Annotated in this window: 20 protein-coding genes and 2 pseudogenes; 14 read left to right on the forward strand and 8 right to left on the reverse strand. The window is 67.9% G+C overall.

Annotated features, from left to right (window positions below):
• Positions 1–100: 100 nt before the first annotated feature.
• Together ACHMXA_RS25305 and ACHMXA_RS25310 are read right to left on the reverse strand one after the other, a co-directional pair.
• Positions 101–1,355: pseudogene (locus tag ACHMXA_RS25305) on the reverse strand (NRAMP family divalent metal transporter).
• A gap of 120 nt (positions 1,356–1,475) precedes the next feature.
• Positions 1,476–2,391: pseudogene (locus ACHMXA_RS25310) on the reverse strand (LysR family transcriptional regulator).
• Positions 2,392–2,507: 116 nt separating this feature from the next.
• On the opposite strand from ACHMXA_RS25310, the gene ACHMXA_RS25315 reads away from it, so the two are divergent.
• The 7 genes from ACHMXA_RS25315 to ACHMXA_RS25345 all read left to right on the forward strand — a co-directional run bounded on the left by ACHMXA_RS25315 (position 2,508) and on the right by ACHMXA_RS25345 (position 11,098).
• Positions 2,508–4,667: a thiamine pyrophosphate-dependent enzyme gene (locus ACHMXA_RS25315; protein ID WP_395316782.1), complete on the forward strand. Its 2,160-nt coding sequence runs from the start codon at positions 2,508–2,510 to the stop codon at positions 4,665–4,667.
• An 89-nt stretch (positions 4,668–4,756) separates the two neighbouring features.
• Positions 4,757–6,373, forward strand: coding sequence for an indolepyruvate oxidoreductase subunit beta family protein (locus ACHMXA_RS25320; RefSeq protein WP_395321373.1), 1,617 nt, complete (start codon positions 4,757–4,759; stop codon positions 6,371–6,373).
• A 16-nt stretch (positions 6,374–6,389) separates the two neighbouring features.
• Positions 6,390–7,634 carry an alpha-hydroxy acid oxidase gene (locus tag ACHMXA_RS25325; RefSeq protein ID WP_395316783.1) on the forward strand — a complete coding sequence of 415 codons (1,245 nt, stop codon included), beginning with the start codon at positions 6,390–6,392 and terminating at the stop codon, positions 7,632–7,634.
• A gap of 45 nt (positions 7,635–7,679) precedes the next feature.
• Positions 7,680–8,732 carry a TRAP transporter substrate-binding protein gene (locus ACHMXA_RS25330; protein ID WP_395316784.1) on the forward strand — a complete coding sequence of 351 codons (1,053 nt, stop codon included), beginning with the start codon at positions 7,680–7,682 and terminating at the stop codon, positions 8,730–8,732.
• Between the two features lie 133 nt (positions 8,733–8,865).
• Positions 8,866–9,366: a TRAP transporter small permease gene (locus tag ACHMXA_RS25335; RefSeq protein ID WP_019655094.1), complete on the forward strand. Its 501-nt coding sequence runs from the start codon at positions 8,866–8,868 to the stop codon at positions 9,364–9,366.
• Positions 9,363–10,664, forward strand: a complete 1,302-nt coding sequence (locus ACHMXA_RS25340; RefSeq protein WP_295976904.1) for a TRAP transporter large permease — start codon at positions 9,363–9,365, stop codon at positions 10,662–10,664. Before ACHMXA_RS25335 ends, ACHMXA_RS25340 begins: the two co-directional genes overlap by 4 nt.
• Entirely contained in the window at positions 10,664–11,098 is a 435-nt protein-coding gene (locus ACHMXA_RS25345; protein ID WP_176662765.1) for a thioesterase family protein, read from the forward strand. The genes ACHMXA_RS25340 and ACHMXA_RS25345 overlap by 1 nt, the downstream gene beginning before the upstream one ends.
• Positions 11,099–11,108: 10 nt before the next feature.
• Here the strand turns inward: ACHMXA_RS25345 and ACHMXA_RS25350 are convergent, their stop codons facing one another.
• A complete protein-coding gene (locus ACHMXA_RS25350) occupies positions 11,109–11,579 on the reverse strand; it encodes a low molecular weight protein-tyrosine-phosphatase (RefSeq protein WP_395316785.1) in 471 nt (156 codons plus the stop codon).
• An 822-nt stretch (positions 11,580–12,401) separates the two neighbouring features.
• Here ACHMXA_RS25350 and mgtA point away from each other — a divergent pair.
• Positions 12,402–15,167 (forward strand): magnesium-translocating P-type ATPase, encoded by a 2,766-nt coding sequence (mgtA, locus tag ACHMXA_RS25355; RefSeq protein ID WP_395316786.1) that lies wholly within the window; start codon positions 12,402–12,404, stop codon positions 15,165–15,167.
• A 93-nt stretch (positions 15,168–15,260) separates the two neighbouring features.
• Positions 15,261–15,977: an MgtC/SapB family protein gene (locus tag ACHMXA_RS25360; RefSeq protein ID WP_395316787.1), complete on the forward strand. Its 717-nt coding sequence runs from the start codon at positions 15,261–15,263 to the stop codon at positions 15,975–15,977.
• A gap of 18 nt (positions 15,978–15,995) precedes the next feature.
• Here the strand turns inward: ACHMXA_RS25360 and ACHMXA_RS25365 are convergent, their stop codons facing one another.
• Positions 15,996–17,432, reverse strand: a complete 1,437-nt coding sequence (locus ACHMXA_RS25365) for an NAD-dependent succinate-semialdehyde dehydrogenase (RefSeq protein WP_395316788.1) — start codon at positions 17,430–17,432, stop codon at positions 15,996–15,998.
• Positions 17,433–17,660: 228 nt separating this feature from the next.
• Between ACHMXA_RS25365 and ACHMXA_RS25370 the strand changes: the two genes are divergently transcribed.
• Complete coding sequence (locus tag ACHMXA_RS25370) at positions 17,661–18,248, forward strand: phospholipid scramblase-related protein (protein WP_395316789.1); 588 nt, start codon at positions 17,661–17,663, stop codon at positions 18,246–18,248.
• A gap of 22 nt (positions 18,249–18,270) precedes the next feature.
• Here the strand turns inward: ACHMXA_RS25370 and ACHMXA_RS25375 are convergent, their stop codons facing one another.
• The 3 genes from ACHMXA_RS25375 to xdhC form a co-directional block, all read right to left on the reverse strand.
• Positions 18,271–19,623, reverse strand: a complete 1,353-nt coding sequence (locus ACHMXA_RS25375) for a glycerate kinase (RefSeq protein ID WP_395316790.1) — start codon at positions 19,621–19,623, stop codon at positions 18,271–18,273.
• Between the two features lie 78 nt (positions 19,624–19,701).
• Complete coding sequence (locus tag ACHMXA_RS25380) at positions 19,702–20,907, reverse strand: urate hydroxylase PuuD (protein ID WP_395316791.1); 1,206 nt, start codon at positions 20,905–20,907, stop codon at positions 19,702–19,704.
• A 216-nt stretch (positions 20,908–21,123) separates the two neighbouring features.
• On the reverse strand, positions 21,124–21,933 hold the full coding sequence (gene xdhC, locus ACHMXA_RS25385) for a xanthine dehydrogenase accessory protein XdhC (RefSeq protein WP_395316792.1): 810 nt from the start codon (positions 21,931–21,933) through the stop codon (positions 21,124–21,126).
• A gap of 56 nt (positions 21,934–21,989) precedes the next feature.
• Between xdhC and ACHMXA_RS25390 the strand changes: the two genes are divergently transcribed.
• Complete coding sequence (locus ACHMXA_RS25390; protein ID WP_176662777.1) at positions 21,990–22,487, forward strand: hypothetical protein; 498 nt, start codon at positions 21,990–21,992, stop codon at positions 22,485–22,487.
• Between the two features lie 9 nt (positions 22,488–22,496).
• Here ACHMXA_RS25390 and uraH read toward each other — a convergent pair whose 3' ends face one another.
• Positions 22,497–22,847 carry a hydroxyisourate hydrolase gene (gene uraH, locus ACHMXA_RS25395; RefSeq protein WP_126024297.1) on the reverse strand — a complete coding sequence of 117 codons (351 nt, stop codon included), beginning with the start codon at positions 22,845–22,847 and terminating at the stop codon, positions 22,497–22,499.
• Between the two features lie 93 nt (positions 22,848–22,940).
• Here uraH and ACHMXA_RS25400 point away from each other — a divergent pair, with 93 nt between their 5' ends.
• From ACHMXA_RS25400 to uraD, 3 genes are read left to right on the forward strand one after another with little or no spacing between them, the layout of a single operon-like run.
• Complete coding sequence (locus ACHMXA_RS25400) at positions 22,941–23,615, forward strand: GntR family transcriptional regulator (RefSeq protein WP_019655080.1); 675 nt, start codon at positions 22,941–22,943, stop codon at positions 23,613–23,615.
• A gap of 8 nt (positions 23,616–23,623) precedes the next feature.
• Positions 23,624–24,586 carry an allantoinase PuuE gene (puuE, locus tag ACHMXA_RS25405; RefSeq protein ID WP_395316793.1) on the forward strand — a complete coding sequence of 321 codons (963 nt, stop codon included), beginning with the start codon at positions 23,624–23,626 and terminating at the stop codon, positions 24,584–24,586.
• Positions 24,583–26,388, forward strand: coding sequence for a 2-oxo-4-hydroxy-4-carboxy-5-ureidoimidazoline decarboxylase (uraD, locus tag ACHMXA_RS25410; protein ID WP_395316794.1), 1,806 nt, complete (start codon positions 24,583–24,585; stop codon positions 26,386–26,388). Before puuE ends, uraD begins: the two co-directional genes overlap by 4 nt.
• Positions 26,389–26,402: the final 14 nt, after the last annotated feature.

Here is a 26,402-nt window from a genome sequence, read left to right on the forward strand (position 1 = left end):
GGACGGGACGGACATTCGGGAGCAATCGGGAACGCGGGAAAGCGAAGGACGCGAGAAGCGCAAGCGCCCGAGAATAACGCGCCGCGTCCCGGGCCCCGGCTCAGCGCACCAGGTCCCACCCCATCATCAGCGCCGCGAAGCCCATCAGCGCGGTGCCGCCCCAGCCCAGCCAGCGGGTGCGGCGGCCCCGAGGTGAAGACGCCCATGACCTTCTCGCGGGTCACGAGGATCATCATGGCCGCCATGATCGGCACGGCCACGACGCCGTTGATGACGGCGCTCCAGTAGAGCGCCTTCATGGGGTCGATGGGCGTGAAGTCGAGCGCCGTGCCCACCAGCGTGGCCACGGCGATGATCGCGTAGAACTCCTTGGCCTCGCGCCAGTGCCGCTCCAGCCCCTCTTCCCAGCCGAAGGCCTCGGCCACCGCATAGGCGGCGGAGGACGCGAGCACCGGAACGGCCAGCAGCCCGGTGGCGATGATGCCGCCGGCGAACAGCAGGAACGCGAAGTCGCCGGCCAGCGGGCGCAGCGCCTCGGCGGCCTGGGCGGCGGAGGTCACGTCGTGCACTCCGGCCGCGTACAGCACCGCCGCTCCCACCACCATCACGAAGAAGGCGATCAGGTTGGAGAAGGTCATGCCCATCCAGGTGTCCAGCCGCACCCGCTTCAGGTCGTGCCGCACCTCCTGCTCGGAGCCCTTGCGGCCGCCCTTGAGCCGCAGCTCCTCCACCTCCTGCGACGCCTGCCAGAAGAAGAGGTACGGCGAGATGGTGGTGCCCAGCAGCGCCACGATCATCATCCAGTAGTCCCCGCGCCACTGGAGCCGTGGCACCACCAGGTCGTGCAGCACCTGCGCCCAGGGCACCTGCACCGAGAACACCGCCGCCACGTAGGCGAACAGCGTGAGCGTGAGCCACTTGAGGATGTGGGCCAGCCTGCGGTAGGGAACGAACACCTGCAGCAGCACCGTCACCACGCCGAACACCAGCGAATGGAAGTGCGCCCCACCGCCCACCACCAGCTGCAGCGCCTCGCCCATGGCGGCGATGTCGGCCGCGATGTTGATGGTGTTGGCCACCACCAGCAGCGACACCAGCGCAATCAGCAAGCCGCGGGGCATGTGCTCGCGCAGGTTGGCCGCCACGCCCTTGCCCGTGACCCGCCCGATGCGCGCCGACACCAGCTGGATCGCCACCATGAAGGGCAGCGACAGGAACACCGTCCACAGCAGCCCGGTGCCGAACTGGGCGCCGGCCTGGGTGTAGGTGGCAATGCCCGAGGGGTCGTCGTCGGCCGCACCGGTGACGACGCCGGGGCCCACGTGTCGCAGGAATGAGGGGATGAGTTTCTTCATGTCGGGCGGATCGTGGCACGGCGAGCCTGACCAGGGAATGAACGCTCAACGTCCATTCCCGGAAAACGTTGGCCGGTGGCCCGTTTCTTTCTCGCCGGCCCGCGGCAGGCGGGGCGCCGGCTACGCCCGCTCGGAGAACAGCTCCGTGATGACCTGCCTGAGCCAGCGGTTGCCCGGGTCGGCCTCGAAGCGCTTGCTCCAGTGCAGCGACACGGTGAAGTCGCGCAGCGGAAAGGGCGGCTCCACGATGGCGTAGCCGCCCTCCTCGGCAAAGCCGCGCGCGATGTTGCGCGGCATCACCACCGCCAGGTCGGTCGCGCGCACGATGGCCGGCAGCACCATGAAGTGCTCCGTCGTCAGCCGCAGCCGGTCTTCCAGGTTGAGCAGCTGCAGGATGCGCAGCGTCTCGGCATGCGTGCGCACCGCCACGTAGTCGAGCTCCTGCAGGGCCTCCAGCAGCGCCTGCCCGCTGCGCCTGCGCTTGACGAAGGGGTGGTCCTTGCGCAGCAGCACGATGTAGCGGTCCTTCAGCAGCTGGGCGCGCTGGGTGTCCTTCACGCCGGGCAGGAAGCCGAAGGCGAAGTCGACCTTGCCGCTGTCGAGGCCGGCGGCGATGTCGCCGGGCGCCAGCGGCATCGTCTCGACCCGCACGCCGGGCGACAGTTCGCGCAGCCGCGCCATCAGGGCCGGCAGGAAGCGCCCTTCGCCGATGTCGCTCATGTGGATGCGGAAGGTCTTGCGCCGACACCTGCGGCTCGAAGCGGTCGGGCTCGTGCAGCGCCTCCTCCAGCGTGGCCAGCGCCGCCTGCACGGCCACCGCCAGGCGGTCGGCGCGCGGCGTGGGCGCCACGCCGCCGGGGGTGCGGGTGAACAGCGCATCGCCCAGCAGCAGGCGCAGCCGGGTCAGGCCGTGGCTGGCAGCCGGCTGCGTCAGGCCGAGCGCCTCGGCCGCGCGGCTCACGTTGCGCGCGCGGTAGACCGCGTCGAAGAGCCGCAGCAGGTTGAGGTCGACCGTGTCGATATGCACCGTGTTCATATTGGATAGCTGCCTCATTTTATTGAGGTATGGCGCACCGCCGACCACACTCCCGTTTCCCCACCGGCCCCCCAGAACCCCATCGGGCCCCAGAACAAAGAAGAGACAGAGACAAGATGGAAGTTTCATTCAGCAAGGAAGTGGAGATGCTGCGCCTCGGCGCGGGCGACACCTTCCACGGCGAGGGCATCCTCGCGATCACCAAGGGCCTGCTGCAGTCGGGCGTGGCCTACGTCGGCGGCTACCAGGGCGCGCCCGTGTCGCACCTGCTCGACGTGATGGTCCAGGGCAAGGCCTACATGGACGAGCTGGGCGTTCACGTCGAAGCCTGCTCCAACGAGGCCTCTGCCGCGGCGATGCTCGGCGCCTCCATCCACTACCCGCTGCGCGGTGCGGTGACGTGGAAGTCCATCGTCGGCACCAACGTGGCGGCCGACGCGCTGTCGAACCTGTCGTCGCCGGGCGTGACCGGCGGCGTGCTCATCGTGGTGGGCGAGGACTACGGCGAGGGCGCCAGCGTGATCCAGGAGCGCACGCATGCCTACGCCCTCAAGTCGAGCATGTGCCTGCTCGACCCGAGGCCCGATCTCGGCGTGATGGTGCGCATGGTCGAGGAAGGCTTCCGCCTCTCGGAAAGCTCGAACATGCCCTGCCTGATGGAGCTGCGCATCCGCACCTGCCACGTGCGCGGCAGCTTCGAGTGCAAGGACAACGTGCGGCCAGCCGTCTCCACGCGTGCGCTGATGGAAGAGCCTGCCGGCTTCGACTACATGCGCCTCGCGCATCCGCCCGTCACCTTCAGGCACGAGAAGCTCAAGGGCGATGCACGCATCCCGGCCGCGCGCAGCTACATCGCCGAACACGGCCTCAACGAACTGATGCCCGGCGGGCGCCATGCCGACCTGGGCATCGTGGTGCAGGGCGGGCTCTACAACGCGCTGATCCGCAGCCTGCAGCAGCATGGGCTGGCCGATGCCTTCGGCGAGACGGACATCCCGATCCTCGTGCTCAACGTGACCTACCCGCTGGTGCCCGAACAGGTCGCCGACTTCTGCGTGGGCAAGCGCGCGGTGCTGGTGGTGGAGGAAGGCCAGCCAGAGTACATCGAGCAGGACATCGCCACGCTGCTGCGCCGGCGCGACATCCAGACGCCGCTGCACGGCAAGGACATGCTGCCCTCCGCGGGCGAGTACGGCGTGGAGGCGCTCTCCGACGGCATCGGCGCCTTCGCCGCGAAGTACATCGAGGCGGACGAGGCATCCTCCTCTGCCCAGGCCTGGCTCGCGGGCAACCGCGAGCGCCGCGAGGCCGTGGCGCGCCGGCTGAACTCGCCGCTGCCCAACCGGCCGCCGAGCTTCTGCGTCGGCTGCCCGGAGCGGCCGGTGTTCTCCGCGCTCAAGCTCGCGCAGCAGGAGACCGGGCCGGTGCACGTGGCCGCCGACATCGGCTGCCACGCCTTCGGCACCTTCGAGCCCTTCTCGATGGGCCACTCCATCCTCGGCTACGGCATGAGCCTCGCGAGCCGCGCGGGCGTGGCGCCGATGATGAACCGGCGCACGCTTTCGATCATGGGCGACGGCGGCTTCTGGCACAACGGGCTGCTCACGGGCGTGCAGAGCGCGCTCTTCAACGGCGACGACGCGGTGCTGCTGATCTTCAAGAACGGCTACACCTCCGCCACCGGCACGCAGGACATCATCTCCACGCCCGACGACGAGATCAAGGAACGCGCCGAGGACAAGCAGCAGAGCCTGGTCGACAAGAACCAGACCATCGAGGCCACGCTCAAGGGCCTCGGCGTGCAGTGGATGCGCACCGTGACCACCTACGACGTGGAGCGCATGCGCAAGACCCTCACCGAGGCGCTCACCAGCGACTTCGACGGCCTGAAGGTGGTGATCGCCGAGGGCGAATGCCAGCTGGAGCGCCAGCGCCGCATCAAGCCGTGGATCGCCGGCCTGCTGAAGAAAGGCGAGCGCGTGGTGCGCGTGAAGTACGGCGTGGACGAGGACGTGTGCAACGGCGACCACGCCTGCATCCGCCTGTCGGGCTGCCCCACGCTCACGCTGCGCGACAACCCCGATCCGCTGAAGGTGGACCCCGTGGCCACCGTGATCGACGGGTGCGTGGGCTGCGGCCTGTGCGGCGCGAATGCGCATGCGGCCACGCTGTGCCCGAGCTTCTACCGGGCGGAGGTGGTGCAGAACCCGAAGTGGCATGAGCGGCTCTTGCATGGCCTGCGCGGCGCGTTCGTTCGAGCGCTGCAGCCTGCATGACGACCCGTCCTTCTCCCTCTCCCCGAGGAGATAGGGAGCAGCAGCCATCCGGAAATGACAAGAGCAGAAGCGACTCAATGAACCGAACCATGGACCACACCCGCCCCATCACCCTGCTCGTCTGCGCCCTGGGCGGCGAAGGCGGCGGCGTGCTCACCGAATGGCTGGTCGACACCGCGCGCCATGCGGGCTATGCGGCGCAGAGCACCTCGATTCCCGGCGTGGCGCAGCGCACCGGCGCCACCACCTACTACATCGAAGTCTTTCCGGTGCCGCTCGCGCAGCTCGGCGGCCGGCGCCCCGTGTTCAGCCTGAGCCCGGTGCCGGGCGCGCTGGACGCCATCGTCTCCTCGGAGCTGCTGGAGACCGCGCGCCAGATCGGCAACGGCATGAGCGCGCCGCAGCGCACGCTGGTCATCAGCTCGTCGGCGCGCATCTTCACGACGGCCGAGCGCATGCAGCTCGGCGATGGCCGCGCCGACGCGCAGCAGCTTCTCGACGTGGTCAAGGCCTTCAGCCGCGAGCACCATGTGTTCGACATGAACGCCATCGCGCGCGAAAGCGGCACGGTGGTGAGCGCGGTGATGCTGGGCGCCATCGCTGGCAGCGGGCTGTTCCCGTTCCCGCGCGAAGCCTACGAGCACGTGGTGCGCGGCGGCGACACCAGCGCGCCAGAGAAGCTGAGCAAGATGGCCGCAGCCAGCCTGCGCGGCTTCACCTCGGCCTTCGAGGCTGTGAATGCGCCGCGCGCGCAGGCCGCCTTCGTCAACAGCGTGATGGCGGGCGACGGCAACGACGCGCCGCCACCGGCCGCCGTCCTGCCCGCCGACCTCGCACGGCGCTTTCCGCCGGCCGTGCACGACATGCTCGCGCTGGGCCATGCCCGCGTGCTCGACTACCAGGACGCCGCCTATGCCTCGCTCTACGCCGAGCGGCTGGGCCGCGTACTCGATGCGGAGCGTGCCGCCGATCCGGCCGGCGCGCGGGGCTTCGCCGTCACCCGCGAGGCCGCGCGCTGGCTCGCGCTGTGGATGGCCTTCGACGACATCGTGCGCGTGGCCGCGCTCAAGGGCCGCGCCAGCCGTGCGCAGCGCGTTCGGCGCGAGGTGCGCGCCGGCGAGGAAGACATCGTGAAGGTCTACGACCACTTCAAGCCCGGCGCCGCCGAATTCGCGGCGCTGCTGCCACCGTCGCTCGCCAACCGCGTCACCGCGTGGGATCGCGGCCGCCAGTCGCGCGGCCTCGCGCCGTGGGCGCTGCCGCTGAAGGTGGGCAGCCATTCGGTGCTCGGCATGGCCTCGCTGCGGCTGCTGGCTTCGCTGCGCTGGCTGCGTCGGCGCGGCAGCCGCTTCGCTGAAGAGCAGGCCCTCATCGAGCGCTGGTTGGCCGCCGTGGAAGCCGGTACGCGCGAGACTTGGACGCTGGGCCACGAGCTTGCGCTGTGCGGCAGGCTCATCAAAGGCTACGGCAGCACCAACGAGCGCGGCAAGGAAAACCTGCTGCACCTGATCGGCCACCTTGCCGTGCAGCCCGGCATCGCGCCGGCCGAACGCGCGCTGTCCGTGGCCGCCGCCCGCACGGCCGCGCTCGCCGACGATGCGGGCAAGGCGCTCGATGCCACGCTGCGCGAGCACGGCGCGCCCGCGCGCCCCATCAAGGCCCAGCCCATCCGCTGGATGAAGCGCAAGCCCACCGGCGACGCCTGAGACGAGGCCCATCGCGATGACGCTGCTGCTCAACGTCGAGGACTATCGGCGCCGCGCCCGCCGCGCGCTGCCGCGGCTGGTGTTCGACTACATCGACGGCGGCGCGGAAGACGAGCGCTGCCTTCGGCGCAACCGCGACGCGCTCGAAGCGCTGCCGCTCATTCCCGAATGCCTGCGCGACACCAGCAAGGTGGACATCGGCACCGAACTCTTCGGCCGCCGCTGGCGCGCGCCCTTCGCCATCGCGCCCATCGGGCTGGCCGGCCTGGTGCGCCCGCGCGCCGATGCCCTGCTTGCCGCTGCCGCGCAGGCGGCGGGCGTGCCCTTCGTTCTTTCCACCGCCTCCAACACGCGCATCGAGGACGTGCGCAGCGCCGCGCCCGACGCCGCGCTGTGGATGCAGCTCTACGTGATGGGCGAGCGCGCCATTGCGGAGCGCATCGTGCGCCGCGCGCGCAACGCGGGCTTCGAGGCACTCGTGCTCACGGTGGACGTGCCCGTCAGCGGCCTGCGCGAACGCGACCTGCGTCACGGCTTTCGCGTGCCGATGCGCCTCACGCCCGGCACCGTGCTCGACATGGCGCGGCATCCCGCGTGGCTGCTTCGGCTGGCCGGCGGCGGCATGCCGCAGTTCGCGAACCTGCTGCCGGATGAAGACGACGGGGCACCGGTCTCCGCGCAGACGCAGGCCGCCCTTCTCTCGCGCGCCATGGACCGCACGCTCACCTGGGACAGCCTGGCCTGGCTGCGCAAGCTCTGGGACGGGCCGCTGCTCGTGAAGGGCCTGCTGGGTGCCGAAGACGCACGCCGTGCGCTGCGCCATGGCGCGGACGGCATCGTGGTCTCCAACCACGGCGGCCGCCAGCTCGATGCCGCGCCGGCCACCATGTCCGCGCTGCCAGCCATGCTCGATGCGGTCGGCGGGCGCATCCCGGTGCTGGTGGACAGCGGCATGCGGCGCGGCAGCGACATCGTCAAGGCGCTCGCGCTCGGGGCCAATGCGGCGCTGGTGGGTCGCGCACCGGTCTACGGCCTGGCGTGCGCCGGCGAACAGGGCGCGCTATCGGTGCTGCAACTGCTCGCGCAGGAGACCGAACGCACGATGACCTTGCTGGGCGCATCGCGCATCGGCGAACTCGGGCGCAGGCACGTCGAAATGCATGCACCACGTTCGCAGATCGAACAAGCCGGACACGCGGCGCATACATCCGTGCCGACGCACGGGAAAGCCTCCATTTACCCCGCGCACGCGGCTGCCTAGATTGCGGATTCGCTCGCAGAGACACACGACACAACGAAGGAGACCATGAAAGCCACTCGCCAACCCCGTCCGTCCCGCCGCATGCCCCTGGGCCTTGCAGCGGCCGCCGCAGCCCTTGCGCTGGCCGTTCCCGCCTCCCAGGCGCAGGACAAGCCGGTGCAGCTCAAGCTGTCGAGCTGGGTGCCCGCGCAGCACCCGCTCAACCCCGCGCTGCAGGCGTGGGCCGACGACATCAAGAAGGAGTCGGGTGGCACCATCACCGCGATCCTTTTCCCGTCGGAGCAGCTGGGCAAGGCTTTCGACCACTACGACATGGCGCGCGACGGAATCGCCGACTTCTCGTACGTGAACCCGGGCTACCAGCCGGGCCGCTTTCCGGTGATGGCGGGTGCCTCGCTGCCCTTCCTGTTCGCCAACGGCAAGGAAGGCTCGGCCGCCATCGACGCCTGGTACCGCAACTACGCGGCCAAGGAAATGAAGGACGTGAAGTACTGCTTCGCCTTCGTGCACGACCCGGGCACCTTCCACTCGCGCAAGAAGATCACCGTGCCCGGCGACATCAAGGGCATGAAGGTGCGCCCGGCCACCAGCACCGTGGGCCAGCTCATCACCTCGCTGGGCGGCACCAACGTGCAGGCCTCCGCGCCCGAGTCGCGCGACATGCTGGAACGCGGCGTGGCCGACGCCATCACCTTCCCCTGGGGCTCCATCGGCCTGTTCGGCATCGACAAGGTCGTGAAGTACCACATGGACGTGCCGCTGTACGTCACACCCTTCGTGTGGGTGATGAACAAGGGCAAGTACGACGCGATGTCCACCGCGCAGAAGAAGGTGATCGACGATCACTGCACCAGCGAGTGGGCGCAGAAGGTGGCGGGCCCGTGGGCCGACTTCGAGTTCGGCGGCCGCGCCAAGATGGCGGCGCTGTCGGGCCACGAGATCTACAAGCTCACGCCCGATCAGCTCGATGCATGGCGCAAGGCGGCGGCGCCTTCCGAAGCGCAGTGGGCCGACAGCGTGAAGAAGGTCGGCGAAGACCCGAAGGCGGTCATGGATGCATTGAAGGCCAGCCTCGCCAAATACAAGTCAGCCCTGTGATGTCGGGCGTCTTCTTTCAAGGGGCCGCCGCGCACGGCCGCCCGAAGCGGCCGGCCCGCCCCCCGGTAGGGGGGTTGGCGAAGCGACACGAAGTGCGCGAAGCCTGGGGGGCGAGCCAATGAAGCGAAGCGCTATGGACCGTGCGATCAATACGATTGAATGGCTTGCCGCCATCTTCGTGGGGATCGTCGCGCTCAACATCTTCGTGGCCGTGGTGCTGCGCAAGTTCTTCGACACCTCGATCCCCGACGCCTACGACTTCGGCCGCATGCTGCTGGGCATCCTGATCTTCTGGGGTATCGCGGCCACCAGCTACCGGGGCGGCCACATCACGGTCGACCTGGTGTGGACGGCAGCGGGCCCGCGCATGAAGCGCGCCATCGACGTGTTCGCCACGCTGGTGCTGCTCTTCGTGGTGGCGGTGCAGACCATCATGCTGTTCGACAAGGTGCGCGGCACCTACGTCGACAACGTGCAGACCTATGACCTCAACATCCCGACCTGGCCCTTCTACGCCGTGGCCTGGGCCGGCGACGTCTGCGCCGTGCTGCTGATCGCCATCCGCACCTACAGACTCATCTTCCATCCCGAACAACTCGAAGAAGTTCACGCAGAACAGAAGGCCGACGAATGAGCCCCGATGCAGTCGCAGTGTTGGGCTTCGTCGCCCTCTTCGTATTGATGCTGTTGCGCGTGCCGGTCGGCATGGCGATGGGCCTGGTGGGCGTGGTGGGCTACAGCTACCTCGTCGGGCCCGGGCCTGCGCTCAAGCTGGTGGGCCAGACCTCCATGCGCACCGTGACCGACTACACCTTCGGCGTGATCCCGATGTTCATGCTGATGGGGGCGCTGGTGTCGGTCTCGGGCGTGAGCCGCGAGCTCTTCAAGGCCGCCAACTCGATGATCGGCCACCTGCGCGGCGGCCTGGGCGTGGCCACCGTGGTGGCCTGCGGCGGCTTCGCGGCGATCTGCGGATCGTCGGTGGCCACGGCCGCCACCTTCTCTGCGGTGGCGTACCCGGAGATGCGGCGCTTCAACTACCCGCAGTCGTTCTCCACCGGCGTTATCGCCGCGGGCGGCACGCTGGGTGCGATATTGCCGCCATCGACCGTGCTCGCGGTGTACGCCATCCTCACGCAGCAGGACATCGGCAAGCTCTTCATGGCGGGCATCGTGCCGGGCATCCTCGCGATGGCCATGTACGTGCTGACCATCGCGGTCATCGTGAAGACGCGGCCCGGCTGGCTGCCCGGCGGCGAGGTCAAGCCGTGGTCGGAGCGCCTGAAGGACCTGAAGAACGTGTGGGCACCGCTGGTGCTGTTCGTGTTCGTCATCGGCGGCCTGTACGGCGGCTTCTTCACGCCGACCGAAGCGGGCGGCGTGGGCGCGAGCGGCGCCTTCATCCTCGGGCTGGTGCGGCGCAAGCTCGACGGCCCGAAGATCCGCGAGGCGCTGCTGTCGGCCACGCGCACGGCGGCCGCGGTGTTCACGGTGCTGATCGGCGCGCTGCTGTTCGGCTACTTCCTCACCATCACGCAGAGCCCGCAGAAGCTCACCGAATTCCTTACCGGCCTGGGCATCGGCCGCTACGGCGTGCTCGCGCTCATCATGCTCATGTACCTGGTGCTGGGCTGCCTGATGGACGCGATGGCGATGATCATCCTCACGGTGCCGATCATCTACCCGGTGATCGTGCACCTGGGCTTCGACCCCATCTGGTTCGGCGTGATCATCGTGATGACGGTGGAGCTGGGCCTGATCCACCCGCCGGTGGGCATGAACGTGTTCGTCATCAAGAGCGTGGTGAAGGACGTGAGCTTCACCACCATCTTCAAGGGCGTGCTGCCGTTCATCGTGACCGACATCATTCGGCTGGTGATCCTGATCGCGTTCCCCATCATCGCCTTGTGGCTGCCGACGAGAATGGGCTGATGAGCAATACAAGCACCACTGCAACCAGGGAAGTCGTCTACACCGTACGCGTGGAGTTCGGCGACTGCGACCCCGCCGGCATCGTCTGGTTTCCCAACTTCTTCCGCTGGATCGACGCAGCCTCGCGCCACTTCTTCGCCGAGTGCGGCGTGCCGCGCTGGGAAGAAACAACGCAGACGCTGGGCGTGATCGGCACGCCGCTGGTCGACACGCATACGCGCTTCGTGAAGTCCGCGAGCTACGGCGACACGCTGAGCGTTGCGGTGCGCATCCCCGAGTGGCGCGAGAAGAGTTTCGTGCAGACCTACCGCGTGACCCGCGGGGAAGACCTGATCCTGGAGTGCGAAGAGGTGCGCATCTTCGCGGCGAAGCGCGAGGGCGGTGGGATCCGGGCCGTGGCGATTCCGCCTTCGATACGGGTGCTCTGCGAGTAGCGCCTTCGGTTCAGCGCGCTTCGGCCTGCAGCCTTGCGAGCAAGCCATCCACGCCCAGGTCGATCAGGTCGAAGACCTCGACAAAATCCTTCTGCCCGCCGTACCACGGGTCGGGCACATCGCCTTCGATGCCGTCGGCGTATTCGGTGAACAGATGGATCTTGCCGGCCGTGCCGGCGGGCGCGAGTCTGCGCAGCGCCGCGCAATGCTGGGCGGTCATGCCGATGATCAGGTCGAAGCGATCGAAGTCGGCCTTGCGGACCTGCCGCGCGCAATGCGCGTGCATCTCGATGCCGCGCCGCCTGGCCTCGGCCACCGAGCGCGGATCGGGCGGGTTGCCGCGCTCCTCGTCGGAGATGGCGGCGCTGTCGACATCTATTTCGAAGCCGACTGCGCGGGCCTTGTGCACGAGCAGGGTGTGGGCCGTGGGGGAGCGGCAAATGTTGCCGGTGCAGATAAACAAGACGGACGATGTCTTCATCGGAACGAATGCTGATTGAAAGGTTTGCTTCAGATGCCCTGCTGCAATCGCAACAATGAGGCAATAAGCCCTCGAACCGCATCGTAGAACACCCTCTCGCGGGTTGACGCATTCGTGATGCGGTGCAACAATCCGGAAATCTTCATTTCGGAGCCCCGTGCGTGGACAGTGCCAGTTGGATCAGTGACAAGACGCGTGCCTCGGCAGGCGTGACACATCCGGCCCTCTAGCGCAGGCTTCCCGCGCTGCGTGCCGGTGTTGCACACAGCGTGACCCGTTTGCCATTCCGGCGAGCGGCTCCCCTTCCCGATTCCCGTCGTTCTCGTCACTGACTTTTTCAGTCAGCTTGCGTGCGTCCGTGCGCGAGGCCCTTCTGTGCGAAGGAGCCTTGTCATGCGTCACTTTCATCTTCGTCGTCAGCCGCACGAACAGCAGCGTGTTCGTCCGTCGGCGCACATGCCTGCGCACGCCGCCCCTGCGGCGGCGGAAGCAGCGCCTGCCGTGGATGCCAAGCTCGACCAGGCTGCGGCGCTCTGGACCACGCGGCGCATCCGCAGCTATCTGCTGCTGCAGCCGATCTGCGTGCCCCGCCGCTGAAGCGCGCGCCGACACTCTTCTCTTCGAGCAACTCGCAAGCAACCCAGGAGCACACCATGGACCCCGCCTCTTGTCGGCGCCATAGCGCGCCCCCTTCGCTCAGACCTATTCCAACAACGACGCGGTCCGCTGCCGCGCCTTGCAAAGGGTTGCTCCCGGCTGGCTGATTGATGCCGGGGTTCTCCTTGGGCGGGCGGCAGTGGCGGCCGCCCGAAGGAGAACACCATGAAGAACGTACTCAAGTCCTTTTTCGAAAGCTTCCTGCGCAGCCGCCACATGCTGCACCACTTCGAGCGCTGGCAGACGCTGCTGGGCTCGAAGCCCGTCGGAACCGGCTCCATCAGCATGCCGCCCGACATCGCGAAGGCCCTGAACGCGGCCTCGCGCACCGATGCCGGCGAGATGCTGGTCAAGCTCGGCAGTTCGCCGCGCGGCCTCAGCGAGGGCCACGCACAGGTGCTGCGCAAGCGCCTCGGAAGCAACGAGGTGCGCCACGAGCAGCCACTGCCCTGGTGGCAGCACCTGTGGCAGTGCTATCGCAATCCGTTCAACTTGCTGCTGACGGTGCTGGCGCTGGTCTCTTACGTCACCGAGGACATGAAGGCCACGCTGGTGATCGGCAGCATGGTGGTGCTGTCGACGGTGCTGCGCTTCCTGCAGGAGTCACGCTCCAACAAGGCGGCCGACCGGCTCAAGGCGATGGTGAGCAACACCTCCACCGTGCTGCGCCCCGCCCCGGGCCACAAGGAAGGCGCGGCCGGCGACGAGGGCTTCGACACCACGCACGCCGGCACGGTGCGCGTCGAGGTGCCGATGCGCGACCTGGTGCCCGGCGAGGTGATCGCGCTTTCGGCCGGCGACATGATTCCGGCCGACTGCCGGCTGATCACGGCCAAGGACCTGTTCATCAGCCAGTCGGCGCTGACGGGCGAGGCCATGCCGGTCGAGAAGTTCGTCGTCGATCGCGGCGGCCATGCAGCGGGCGTGCTGGAACGCGAGAACCTGCTCTTCATGGGCACCAACGTGATCAGCGGCACCGCCACCGCGCTCATCGTGCACACCGGCGACCGCACTTTCTTCGGCGCGCTGGCCCAGCGCGTGACGGCCACCGATCGCGGCACGAGCGCCTTCCAGGCCGGCATCAACCGCGTGAGCTGGGTGCTGATCCGCTTCATGCTGGTGATGGCGCCGCTGGTGCTGGTGATCAACGGCGTGGCCAAGGGCGACTGGTGGGAGGCCGCGCTGTTCGCGCTGTCGATCGCGGTCGGCCTCACGCCCGAGATGCTGCCGATGATCGTGACCGCCACGCTGGCCAAGGGCGCGGTGGTGATGTCGCGCCAGAAGGTGATCGTGAAGCGGCTGGAAGCCATCCACAACTTCGGTGCCATGGACGTGCTGTGCACGGACAAGACCGGCACGCTGACGCAGGACCGCATCGTGCTCGAACGCCACACCAACGCGTGGGGCGAGCAGTCCGACCACGTGCTGCAGCTGGCCTACCTCAACAGCTTCCACCAGACGGGGCTGAAGAACCTGCTCGACAAGGCCGTGCTGAGCCACGCCGAGATGCAGCTCGAGACGCGCCTGCAGACCGCCTACCGCAAGATCGACGAAGTGCCCTTCGACTTCTCGCGCCGCCGCATGTCGGTGGTGGTTGCAAACGGTGGCAGCGAGCACCTGCTGATCTGCAAGGGCGCGCTGGAAGAGATCCTCTCGGTGTGCACATCGGTCGAACGCGGCGCGGAAGTGCTGTCGCTCGAGGCCGACGTGCTCGCGCGCATCCACAGCGTCGCATCGGAGCTCAATGCCCAGGGCCTGCGCGTGGTGGCCGTGGCCAGCCGCTCGCTGAAGGTCGAGGAGCAGAAGCCGGCCTACGGCGTGGCCGACGAGTCGGGGCTCACGCTGCTCGGATACGTGGCTTTTCTCGATCCGCCGAAGGAATCGACCGCACCCGCGCTGCGTGCGCTGGCCGAGCACGGCGTGGCGGTGAAGGTGCTGACGGGCGACAACGAACTGGTCACGCGCAAGGTCTGCGCCGACGTAGGCCTCGAAGTGGGCCGCATCGTTCTCGGCGGCGAGATCGAGGAGATGGTCGATGCCGACCTGAAGCTGGTCGTCGAGGCGCACCAGGTGTTCGCGAAGCTCACACCCGCGCACAAGGAACGCATCGTGCACGCGCTGCATGCCAACGGGCATGTGGTGGGCTTCATGGGCGACGGCATCAACGACGCGCCCGCACTGCGTGCCGCGGACATCGGCATCTCGGTGGACAGCGCGGTGGACGTGGCCAAGGAGTCGGCCGACATCATCCTGCTGGAAAAGAGCCTGATGGTGCTGGAGCAAGGCGTGATCCAAGGGCGCCGCACATTCGCGAACATGCTCAAGTACATCAAGCTCACCGCGAGCTCGAACTTCGGCAACGTGTTCTCGGTGCTGGTGGCCAGCGCCTTCCTGCCCTTCCTGCCGATGCTGCCGCTGCACCTGCTGGTGCAGAACCTGCTGTACGACGTGTCGCAGATCGCCATTCCGTTCGACAACGTGGACGACGAGTTCCTCAAGAGCCCGCAGCGCTGGAACCCGGCCGACCTGGGCCGCTTCATGGTGTTCTTCGGTCCGCTGAGCTCGGTGTTCGACATCCTCACCTTCACGGTGATGTGGTTCATCTTCGCCGCCAACTCGGTGGAACACCAGACGCTCTTCCAGTCAGGCTGGTTCGTCGAGGGCCTGCTGTCGCAGACGCTGATCGTGCACCTGATCCGCACGCGCAGGATCCCGTTCCTGCAAAGCCGCGCCGCATGGCCGCTGCTCATCATGGGCGCGGCGATCGCCGCCGTGGGCATCTGGCTGCCGATGGGGCCGCTGTCGCACTACTTCAAGCTGCAGGCGCTGCCGCTGGCGTACTTCCCATGGCTCGTGGCGATGCTGCTGGGCTATGCGCTGCTGACGCAGGCGGTGAAGGGGTGGTATGCGCGCAGGTACGGGTGGCAGTGACTTCCCGTGGCCGTCCGGGCTGCATGACATGTTCATGACACCGGGCGGCTTCAAACTGCGGCACCAACATCAACAACAAGAAGGAATCGGTCGATGCAAGCCATCCACAACATCAACCTCGCCTCGCTGCTCGACACACTCGTCAGCGTGGCCGCTGCGTTCATCCTCGGCTCGGTGATCGGCCTGGAGCGCCAGATACGGCAGCGCACGGCCGGCCTGCGCACCAACACGCTGGTGGCCGTGGGCGCGGCGGTGTTCGTCGACATGGCCTACCGGCTCGACGGCAGCGGCGGCGCGGTGCGCGTGGTGGCCTACGTGGTGTCGGGCATCGGCTTCCTGGGCGCGGGCGCGATCATGAAGGAAGGCGCCAACGTCACGGGGCTGAACACGGCGGCGACGCTGTGGGGGTCGGCGGCGGTGGGCGCCTGCGCGGGCGCCGACCTGCTGGGCGAGGCGCTGATCGCGGCGCTGTTCGTGCTGGCCAGCAACACGCTGCTGCGTCCGGTGGTGAACCGCATCAACCGCCAGCCGATCAGCGAGGAGGCCAGCGAAGCGACCTATGTGGTGCGCGTGATCTGCTCGCGCGCCGCGCGGCCCGAGGTGCTCGATCAGCTGCTCTTGTTGCTCGAGGCCGCGAACTACCCGGTGCGCGATGTCGACCAGCACCCCTTCGGCCCGGCCGACACCGAGATCGGCGCGACGCTCTATGCAACGGCGGTCGAGCCCGCGGAGCTCGACCGCGTCATCGCGGATCTGGAAGCACTCGACGGTGTGCAGCAGGCCTTCTGGAATGCCACCGCCGAGGAATGAAGCTCGGGTAAGTGAGCCTCAGACGCCGAGGATCGAAACCGCCTTGGTGTTCAGGTAGGCCTCGAGCGCCTCGGGGCCGCCTTCCGAGCCGTAGCCCGAATCCTTCACGCCGCCGAAAGGCATTTCCGGCGAGGGCGTTGCGGGCTGGTTGATCCAGAGCATGCCGAGTTCGAGCTTCTGGCTCAGCAGGTGGGCGTTCTTGATCGACTTGGTGAAGGCGTAGCCGGCCAGGCCGAAAGGCAGGCGGTTGGCTTCGGTGATCGCTTCTTCCAGCGTGTCGAAGCCGCGAATGGCGGCGATGGGGCCGAAGGGCTCGTTGTTGAACACGTCGGCGTCCAGCGGCACGTCGGTCAGCACGGTGGGGGCGAAGAAGTTGCCGGCATCGCCGACGCGCTCGCCGCCGGTCGCGACGGTGGCGCCCTTCTTGCGGGCGTCTTCCAGCACGTAGGCCATGGCCGTGAGGCGGCGCGCATTGGCCAGCGGGCCGAGGTTGGTGCCTTCGGCAAGGCCGTCGCCGAGCTTCAGGCCTTCGGCGTGCTTGACCAGCAGGCTCGCGAACTCGTTGCGCAGGCTGTTGTGCACCAGGAAGCGGGTCGGCGAGATGCAGACCTGGCCCGCGTTGCGGAACTTGGCGGCACCTGCGGCCTTCACGGCCAGAGCCACGTCGGCGTCTTCGGCGACGATGACCGGGGCATGGCCGCCGAGTTCCATCGTCACGCGCTTCATGTGCTGGCCGGCCAGCGCGGCCAGCTGCTTGCCGACCGGAGTCGAGCCCGTGAAGGTGACCTTGCGAATGATCGGATGCGAAATGAGGTAGTTCGAGATCTCTGCGGGGTTGCCGAACACCAAGCCCACCACGCCGGGCGGGATGCCCGCGTCGACGAAGGCGCGCAGCAGCGCGGCGGGCGACGCCGGGGTTTCTTCAGGCGCCTTCACCAGGAACGAGCAGCCGGTGGCCAGCGCGGCGCCGAGCTTGCGCACGATCTGGTTGATCGGGAAGTTCCAGGGCGTGAACGCGGCGACGGGGCCCAGGGGCTCCTTCAGCACCAGCTGCTGTGCAGCCAGATTGCGCGAGGGCACGATGCGGCCGTAGACGCGGCGGCCTTCGTCGGCGAACCATTCGATGATGTCGGCGGCGGCCATGGTCTCGACCTTGGCCTCGCCCAGCGGCTTGCCTTGCTCCTGCGTGAGCAGCTTGGCGATTTCGGCGGCGCGTTCGCGGATCAGGCCGGCGGCGCGGCGCATGACGGCGGCGCGCTCGTTGGCGGGGGTGTTGCGCCAGGTTTCGAAGCCGCGCTGCGCGGCGGCCAGGGCGCGGTCGAGGTCGGCGATGCTGGCATGCGCCACCTTGCCGATGGCCTTGCCGGTGGCGGGGTTCACGACGTCCAGCGTCTTGCCGCCGGTGGCGTCGACCCACTCGTTGTCGATCAGCAGGCGGGTGTCGGTGTAGGTCATGGCGAGCTTTTCCTTCGAAGACTGGAGATTGAAAGGGGAATCTGGGTGTCCGGCGCGGCACCCGGGGGAGTGCGCTGTCGAAAAATGGCGGCCTTGAGGCCGCCAGGGGCATAGATTAACCCGAGTTCACAAACCTCGCCCAACGTCGACTACGGCCGGCGCCGGGTGCCGTCATGCACGCCGAACATAATCCCGCCACTCCAACACACACAGAGGACGAGGGAATCCATGCACGCGGCACTGCGCAACAACCTGTTTTTCATCAAGGAACACGTCGGCATCTTCAAGGCGGCCAACAACTACGACGTCTTCGAGCCGCACTCGCAGCAGAAGATCCTGGAGTGCCGCGAGCCCGACCTGGGCTTCTTCAGCAAGCTGCTGCGCTTCACCGACTACAAGCGCTTCACGCCCTTCAACGTGGTGGTGTCGACGCCCGAGGGGCAGAAGGTGCTGTCGGTCAAGCGCGGCGTTTCCATCTTCCTGTCGAAGGTGCAGGTGCTCGACGAGAACGACCGGGTCGTCGGCTTCTTCAAGCAGAAGCTCTTTTCCATCGGCGGCAAGTTCGACGTGCTCGACGCGCAGGAGCAGGTGGCCTGCACGCTCAGGGGCAAGTGGACCAGCTGGGATTTCCGCTTCGTGCAGGGCAGCACCGAGCTCGCCGCCGTGTCCAAGAAATGGGCGGGGCTGGGCAAGGAGCTCTTCACCACCGCCGACAACTACATGCTGTCGATCGACCCGGGCGTGCCGGCCAACGATGCCCGCCGCCTGCTGATCATGGCGGCGGTGATGTGCATCGACATGGTGCTGAAGGAGTAAGGCTCCCCTCCTCCGGTTCTTCTTACAGCACCAGCAGCGCGCGGAAGTCGTTGACGTTGGTGTTCGTGGGCCCGGTCACGAACAGGTCGCCGATGGCGTCGAAGTAGCCATAGGCGTCGTTGCGGTCGAGGTGGTCGGACAGCTTCTTTCCCGCAGCACCGGCGCGTGCCAGCGTGTCGGGCGTGACGAAGGCACCGGCGTTGTCTTCCACGCCGTCGATGCCGTCGGTATCGGCGGCGAGCGCCCACACCTGCGGCTGGCCCATGAGCGCGCCGGCCAATCCCATGCAGAACTCGCCCGCCCGACCTCCCCGGCCCTTGGCCTGGCCCGGCTGGCGGGGGCGGATCGTGACGGTGGTCTCGCCGCCCGAAAGAATCACGCAAGGCCGCGCGAAAGGCTCGCCGCGATGCGCCACCGCGCGCGCCAGCGCGGCGTGCACCTTGCCGACTTCGCGCGATTCGCCTTCGATCTCGTCGCTGAGGATGTGCGCTTCGACGCCGGCCTCGCGCGCCGCCCTGGCCGCCGCTTCAAGCGACTGCTGGGGCGTGGCGATCATGTGCGTCTCGTGGCCCTCGAAGACTGCGTCGCCCGGCTTGGGCGTCTCGAGCTCGCCGCTCTCGAGCCGGGCGCGCACCGGCGCGGGCACCTCGATGCCGTAGCGGTCGAGGATGGCGAGCGCATCGGCGCAGGTGGTGGCGTCGGGCACGGTCGGGCCGCTGGCGATGACGGCCGGGTCGTCGCCGGGCACGTCGCTGATGGTCAGCGTCACCACGCGGGCCGGCGCGCATGCCGCTGCCAGCCGGCCGCCCTTGATGCGCGACAGGTGCTTGCGCACACAGTTCATCTCGCCGATGTTCGCGCCGCTTTCGAGCAGTTGCTTGTTGATGCGCTGCTTGTCGGCCAGCGTCAGCCCCTCGGCCGGCAGCACCAGCAGCGACGAGCCGCCGCCGGAAATCAGGCACAGCACGAGGTCGTCGGCCGTGAGGCCCTTCGTCAGCGCGAGGATGCGCTCTGCCGCCTGCTGGCCTGCCGCGTCGGGCACGGGATGCGCGGCCTCGACGATCTCGATGCGCTGCGGCAGCCCTTCGGGGCGCGGCGGAATGTGGTCATAGCGCGTGACGACCAGCCCGGAGAGCGGCGCATCGGCCGGCCACAGGGCCTCCAGCGCCTGCACCATCGAGCCGCCGGCCTTGCCGGCGCCCAGCACCAGCGTGCGGCCTTTCTTCGGATCCGGCGGCGGCGGCAGATAGGCACCCAGCGTGGACAGCGGCAGCGCGCGGTCCACCGCCACGCGGTAGAGATGTTCGAGGAAGGCGCGCGGGGCTTCGCGCGGATCGGGGGCGGGGCCGAAGGCCGGGGTCGATGCGGTCGTCATTGCTGCTTTGTCTCCAATCCGGCAATTGTGCTGCGGACCGTGACCGGCCCCGCTTGCCTCCGGTCAACTTCTGTCTGACTAGTTGGTCTTTGCGCCGCCCTGGAACCAGCGGCCGATCAGGGCCCGCTCTTCGTCGGTGATGCCCGTGGCGTTGTTCATCGGCATGATCTTGGTGACCACCACCTGCTGGTAGATGGCCTGTGCATGGGCAGAAACCTGTTCGGGCGAATCGACGCGCACGTTCTTCATCTGCACGGCGGCACCGTGGCACATGAAGCAGCGCTGCTCGAGCACCTTCTGCACGTCCTTGAACTGCACGGCCGGAGCAGTGGCAGCCACAGCGGGCGCGGCGGCCGGCTCGGGCTTCATCCAGACGATGGTCAGCCCCAGCACCACGATGCCGACCATCGCGTAGGGCAGCGGATTGCCCGCGTTGCCCAGCTTGAAGCGGTGCCGCACCACGAAGAACTGGCGGATGGCCGCGCCGCCGAGCATGATCAGCAGCAGCACGATCCAGTTGTACTTGTGCGTGTAGGCGAAGCTGTAGTGGTTGCTCAGCATCGCGAACAGCACCGGCAGCGTGAAGTAGGTGTTGTGCACGCTGCGCTGCTTGCCGCGCTGGCCGTGCACCGGATCGACCGGTTTGCCTTCGCGCAGAGCCGCCACGTTCTTGCGCTGGCCGGGAATGATCCAGAAGAACACGTTGCCGCTCATGGTCGTGGCCATCATGGCGCCCACCAGCAGGAAGGCCGCGCGGCCCGCGAACCACTGGCAGGCCAGCCAGGTCGCGAAGGCGATGAAGACGGCGATCAGCACGCCGACGATGGTGTCGCCGTGCTTGCGGCGCCCGAAGATCTGGCAGATGCCGTCGTAGACCATCCAGAACACGACGAAGAAGGCCAGCGCCACGGCGATGGCGGCGCCGGGCTGCCAGTCCATCTTCGACTTGTCGATGAGGTAGGTGCTCGCGTTCCACAGGTACGACATGGTGAAGAGCGAGAAACCCGTGATCCAGGTGGAGTAGCTCTCCCAGTACGACCAGTGCAGGTGGTCCGGCAGCTTCTTGGGCGCCAAGGCGTACTTCTGCATGTTGTAGAAGCCGCCGCCGTGCACGGCCCACTGCTCGCCGCCCACGCCCTTGTCGAGCGATTCGGGGTCCTGCGGCTTCTCGAGGCTGTTGTCCAGCATCACGAAGTAGAAGGAGGCGCCGATCCAGGCGATGGCGGTGATGACGTGGACCCAGCGCAGCAGCAGGTTGGCCCAGTCGAGGTAGTAGCTTTCCATACGCTCTCTCGCAGCCCTTCAGGCGCGTGGGGCGCTCCAAAGGGATTTCAGCCTGCTCACCACCGCGGGCGCTGTAAGCAGAGAAAGTGCCGCGAACGCAGGCTCCATGGAAAGATGGGCCTCGCTCCGCTGCGGCTTGTTGTGGACCGAAAGTGTATACAGTTTTGGCAAGGGACGGGGGGCTTTTTCAGGGCGCGACCGCCGGGAAAACCCTGTTCAGCCCAGCGATTGCAACAACTGTGCCGCCACTGCCACGGCAATGACCTCGGGCTCCTTGCCCGTGATGCCGGGCACGCCGATCGGGCAGGTGATGCGGGCCAGTTCGTCCGCCGTGAAGCCGCGCGCCTCCAGGCGGTGGCTGAAGGTAGCCCACTTGGTCTTGCTGCCGATCAGGCCGACGTAGGGCAGGTCGTTTCGCTCGCGCAGGCGCTTCAGGCAGGCGATGACGATGTCCAGGTCTTCGGCGTGGCTGAAGCTCATGATGAGCACGCGGCTGCCCGGCGCGAGCGCGGCCACGGCGTCCTGCACCGGCTCGGAATGCTCGGTGTCGATCTGCGCGGGCAGCTCGTCGGGGAAGACGCCTTCGCGGCTGTCGATCCAGCGCACCGAGAACGGCAGCGTCGACAGCAGGCGGGCCAGCGCCGCGCCCACGTGCCCGCCGCCGAAGAGGGCCACGGGCTCGAGCTGCGCGAGCAGATCCTGCTGCAGCCTCGGCGCATCGGCGGCCGTGATGCGCTCGTAGGAGAGGAACATCACCCCGCCGCAGCACTGCCCCAGGCTGGGCCCGAGCGGATAGCGCTGGATGCCGTCGAAGGGCTTGCGCGTGCCGGCCAGCAGCTCGCGCGCTTCCTTGGTCGCCTGGAACTCCAGCTGCCCACCGCCGATGGTGGCGGTGAGGCCGTCGGTCCACACGGCCATCCAGGTCCCGGCCTCGCGCGGCGCCGAGCCCTGCGTGGACTCGACGCGCACCAGCACCGCGTCTTCGTGGCGCAGGCGCGCCAGCAATTGATCGACCGCACCGCTCATCGTCATCGATACCTTCGGTTGCCGGGCGCGCGACGACTCACGGTATAAACCCGGCCATGAATCGCCAGCTTACGCCTCGCCGCCTCGCACTTGCAGCTTCTGTTGTTTCGGCCCTGTGGCTCGCAGGCTGCGGTTCCACCGGGTCGGTCCCCGGCCAACTGAGCGGGGCCAGCGGCGATGTGGGGGCAGGCCCGGTGCCGCGGGCGTCGAGCGCTTCCTCCGCCCGCGACTACCGCCGCGATGCCGCGCGCCATGTCTATGAAGCCAACCGCTCGCGCGTCTACAAGGGCCAGCTGCCGCCGATGCTCTATGCGGTCGGCACGCTCGAGGTGAGCATCGATGCGGGCGGCAAGGTGCGCTCGATGCGCTGGCTGCGTGCTCCCAAGCATGCGCCCGAGGTCATCGCCGAGATCGAGCGCATGGTGCTGAAGGCATCGCCCTTCCCGCCGGCCACGCGCATGGGCACCGTCACATGGACGGACACCTGGCTGTGGGACGAAAGCGGCCGCTTCCAACTCGACACCCTGACAGAAGGCCAGCAGCAAGGGGACTGACGCCTTGCGTCAGGAGCCGCGGTACGTGGAGTAGCTCCACGGGCTCACCAGCAGCGGCACGTGGTAGTGCTGGTCGGTGTGGGCCACGCCGAAGTCCAGCGACACCTTGTTCAGGAAGTTCGGCTCCGGCAGCTTGACGCCCAGGGCCTTGAAGTAGCCGGCCACGTCGAACACCAGGCGGTAGGTGCCGACCTTCAGCGAGTTGTTGTCGTAGAGCGGCCCGTCGCTGCGGCCGTCCGAATTCAGCGTGAAGCGCTTCACCAGCGTGGCGGCGTCGCCGTCTGTGGTGTAGAGCGCGACCTCCATGCCGGCCGCGGGGCCGCCATGCATCGTGTCCAGTACGTGAGTGCTCAGGCCCATGGGGCGCTCCTTGAAAGTCCGAAAGGGTCGGATCGGGGGTGCGGGAAATTCCGGTGGACAAAAGTGTATACAGTTACCGGCTTTGGGTCTATCATGAAAAACATGGAGTCCTCCACCACCCGTTCGATCGTCGATGCCCTCACGAAGGCCATCGTCGAGCACCGGCTTCAGCCCGGCACCAAGCTGGCCGAGCAGAAGCTGGCCGATCACTTCGGTGTCTCGCGCACGCTGGTGCGCCAGGCGCTCTTCCAGCTCTCGCAGAACAAGCTCATCCGGCTGGAGCCCGCGCGCGGCGCCTTCGTGGCGGCGCCCGCGGTCGACGAGGCCAAGCAGGTGTTCGCCGTGCGCCGCATGCTCGAGGCCGAGATGACGCGCGAGTTCGTGCGCACAGTCACGCCCGCCAAGATCAAGGCGCTGAAGGAGCACGTGGCGCTGGAGAAGTCCGCCGTGTCGGGCGAAGACGTTTCCGGGCGCACCGAGCTGCTCGGCGACTTCCACGTGCGCATGGCCGAGCTCATGGGCAACCAGGTGCTGGCGCAGATCCTGGGCGAGCTCATCTCGCGCTGCGCCCTCATCACGCTGATGTACCAGAGCGCCAGCGCGGCCGAGCACTCCAACGACGAGCACGCCGACATCGTGAAGGCCCTGGCGGCACGCGACGAGGAGCGCGCCGTGCGCCTCATGACCGAACACCTCGAGCACGTCGAGGCCAACCTCACCTTCGACCGCAAGGTCCCGACCAACGACATCTCGCTGGCGCTGTCCTGATCCACACAATGACCGTCTACGACTCCACCCTGCCCTACCCGCGCGACCTGATCGGCTACGGCCGCAACCCGCCCCATGCCCGCTGGCCCGGCGGCGCCCGCGTCGCCGTGCAGTTCGTGCTGAACTACGAGGAAGGCGGCGAGAACGCCACGCTGCACGGCGACGCGGGCTCCGAGCAGTTCCTCTCCGAGATGTTCAACCCGGCGAGCTTCCCCGACCGGCACATCAGCATGGAAGGCATCTACGAGTACGGCTCGCGTGCCGGCGTGTGGCGCATCCTGCGCGAGTTCGAGAAGCGTGGCCTGCCGCTGACCGTGTTCGGTGTGGGCATGGCGCTGGAGCGCTATCCGGAGCTGACCGCCGCCTTCAAGGAGCTGGGCCACGAGATCGCCTGCCACGGCTGGCGCTGGATCCACTACCAGAACATCGACGAAGCCACCGAGCGCGAGCACATGCGACTGGGCATGGAAGCCATCGAGAAGCTCACCGGCGAGCGCGCCCTGGGCTGGTACACCGGCCGCGACAGCCCGCGCACCCGCCGCCTCGTGGCCGATTACGGCGGCTTCGAGTACGACAGCGACTACTACGGCGACGACCTCCCCTTCTGGATGAAGGTGCAGAAGACCGACGGCACCGTGGTGCCGCAGCTCATCGTGCCCTACACGCTCGACTGCAACGACATGCGCTTCGCGCTGCCGCAAGGCTACTCGCACGCCGATCCGTTCTTCCAGTACATGAAGGACACGTTCGACGCGCTCTATGCCGAAGGCGACCCGAACGGCGACGACAGCCCCAAGATGATGAGCATCGGCATGCACTGCCGCCTGCTCGGACGGCCCGGGCGCATCACCGCGCTGCAGCGCTTCCTCGACCACATCGCCAGCCACGACAAGGTGTGGGTCTGCCGCCGCGTGGACATCGCACGCCACTGGAAGCAGGCACATCCTTTCGAAGCCGGAGCCGCATCATGAGCCTCACCATCGCCCAACTCAACGCCGCGGCGCCGGCCGAAGCCGTCGCGCTGCTCGACGGCATCTACGAGCACTCGCCGTGGATCGCCGAGCGCGCACTCGCTGCCCGCCCCTTCCGCTCGCTCGCGCACCTCAAGCACGCGCTGGTGCAGGCGCTGGCCGCCTCGTCGGCCGACGAGCAGATCGGCCTGATCCGCGCTCACCCCGAGCTCGCCGGCAAGGCCATGGTCAGTAAGACGCTCACGGCCGAATCGACCAACGAGCAGAGCAAGGCCGGCCTGACCGACTGCACGCCCGAGGAGTTCGCGAAGATCCAGCAGCTCAACGCCGACTACAACGCGAAGTTCGGCTTCCCGTTCATCCTCGCGGTGCGCGGCCCGCGCGGCACGGGGCTGGCCAAGCGCGAGATCATCGAGACCTTCGCGCGCCGGCTGCACAACCACCCCGATTTCGAACTCGGCGAGGCGCTGCGCAACATCCATCGCATTGCCGAGATCCGCCTGGACGACAAGTTCGCCGCCGACATCACGCTCGGCAACGACGTGTGGGACTGGCAGGAGCAGCTCTCGGTGCACACCGACCCCGGCTATGCCGAAAAAGGCCAGCTTACCGTCACCTACCTGACCGACGCGCACCGCGCCTGCGCCGCGCAGATCTCGGGCTGGATGCGCGACGTGGGCTTCGACTCGGTGCACATCGACGCGGTCGGCAACGTGGTGGGCCGCTATGAAGCCGCAGGCTTCATCGAAGGTTCTGGCGCGACGCCCGACGCGAAGACCCTGCTCACAGGCTCCCACTACGACACCGTGCGCAACGGCGGCAAGTACGACGGCCGCCTCGGCATCTTCGTGCCGATGGCCTGCGTGCGCGAACTCAAGCGCCAGAACAGGCGCCTGCCCTTCGCCTTCGAGGTGGTGGGCTTCGCCGAGGAGGAAGGCCAGCGCTACAAGGCGACCTTCCTGGGCTCGGGCGCGCTCATCGGCCACTTCGACCAGCGCTGGCTCGACCAGAAGGACGCCGACGGCATCACCATGCGCGAGGCCATGCAGCACGCCGGCCTGAAGCTGGAAGACATTCCGAAGATCCAGCGCGACCCGGCCCGTTACCTCGGCTTCGTCGAGGTGCACATCGAACAGGGACCGGTGCTCACCGAGCTCGACCTGCCGCTGGGCATCGTCACTTCCATCAACGGCAGTGTGCGCTACGTGGGCGAGGTGGTCGGCATGGCCAGCCACGCCGGCACCACGCCGATGGACCGCCGCCGCGACGCGGCCGCGGCCGTGGCCGAGCTGATCCTCTACACAGAGCAGCGCGCGGCCAAGGACGGCGACTCGGTCGGCACCGTCGGCATGCTCGAAGTGCCCAGCGGCTCGATCAACGTGGTGCCCGGGCGCTGCAAGTTCAGCCTCGACCTGCGCGCGCCGAACAATGAGCAGCGCGATGCGCTGGCCACCGATGTGGTCAATGCGCTGAAGGACATCTGCGAACGACGCGGCGTGCGCTACGAGCTCGAGGAAACGATGCGCGCATCCGCCGCCCCCAGCGATCCTGCCTGGCAGCAGCGCTGGGAAAAGGCCGTCGACGCGCTGGGCATTCCGCTCTTCCGCATGCCCAGCGGCGCCGGCCACGACGCCATGAAGCTGCACGAGGTGATGCCGCAGGCGATGCTGTTCGTGCGCGGCATCAACTCGGGCATCAGCCACAACCCGCTCGAATCGAGCACCAACGACGACATCCAGCTTGCCGTGCAAGCCTTCCAGCTTTTGCTTGAAGGCCTCGCCACCGAGCAGGCAGCCCACTGACTCACAGAAGAACA

This window comes from Variovorax sp. UC74_104, from assembly GCF_044055375.1.
Lineage (GTDB): Bacteria > Pseudomonadota > Gammaproteobacteria > Burkholderiales > Burkholderiaceae_C > Variovorax.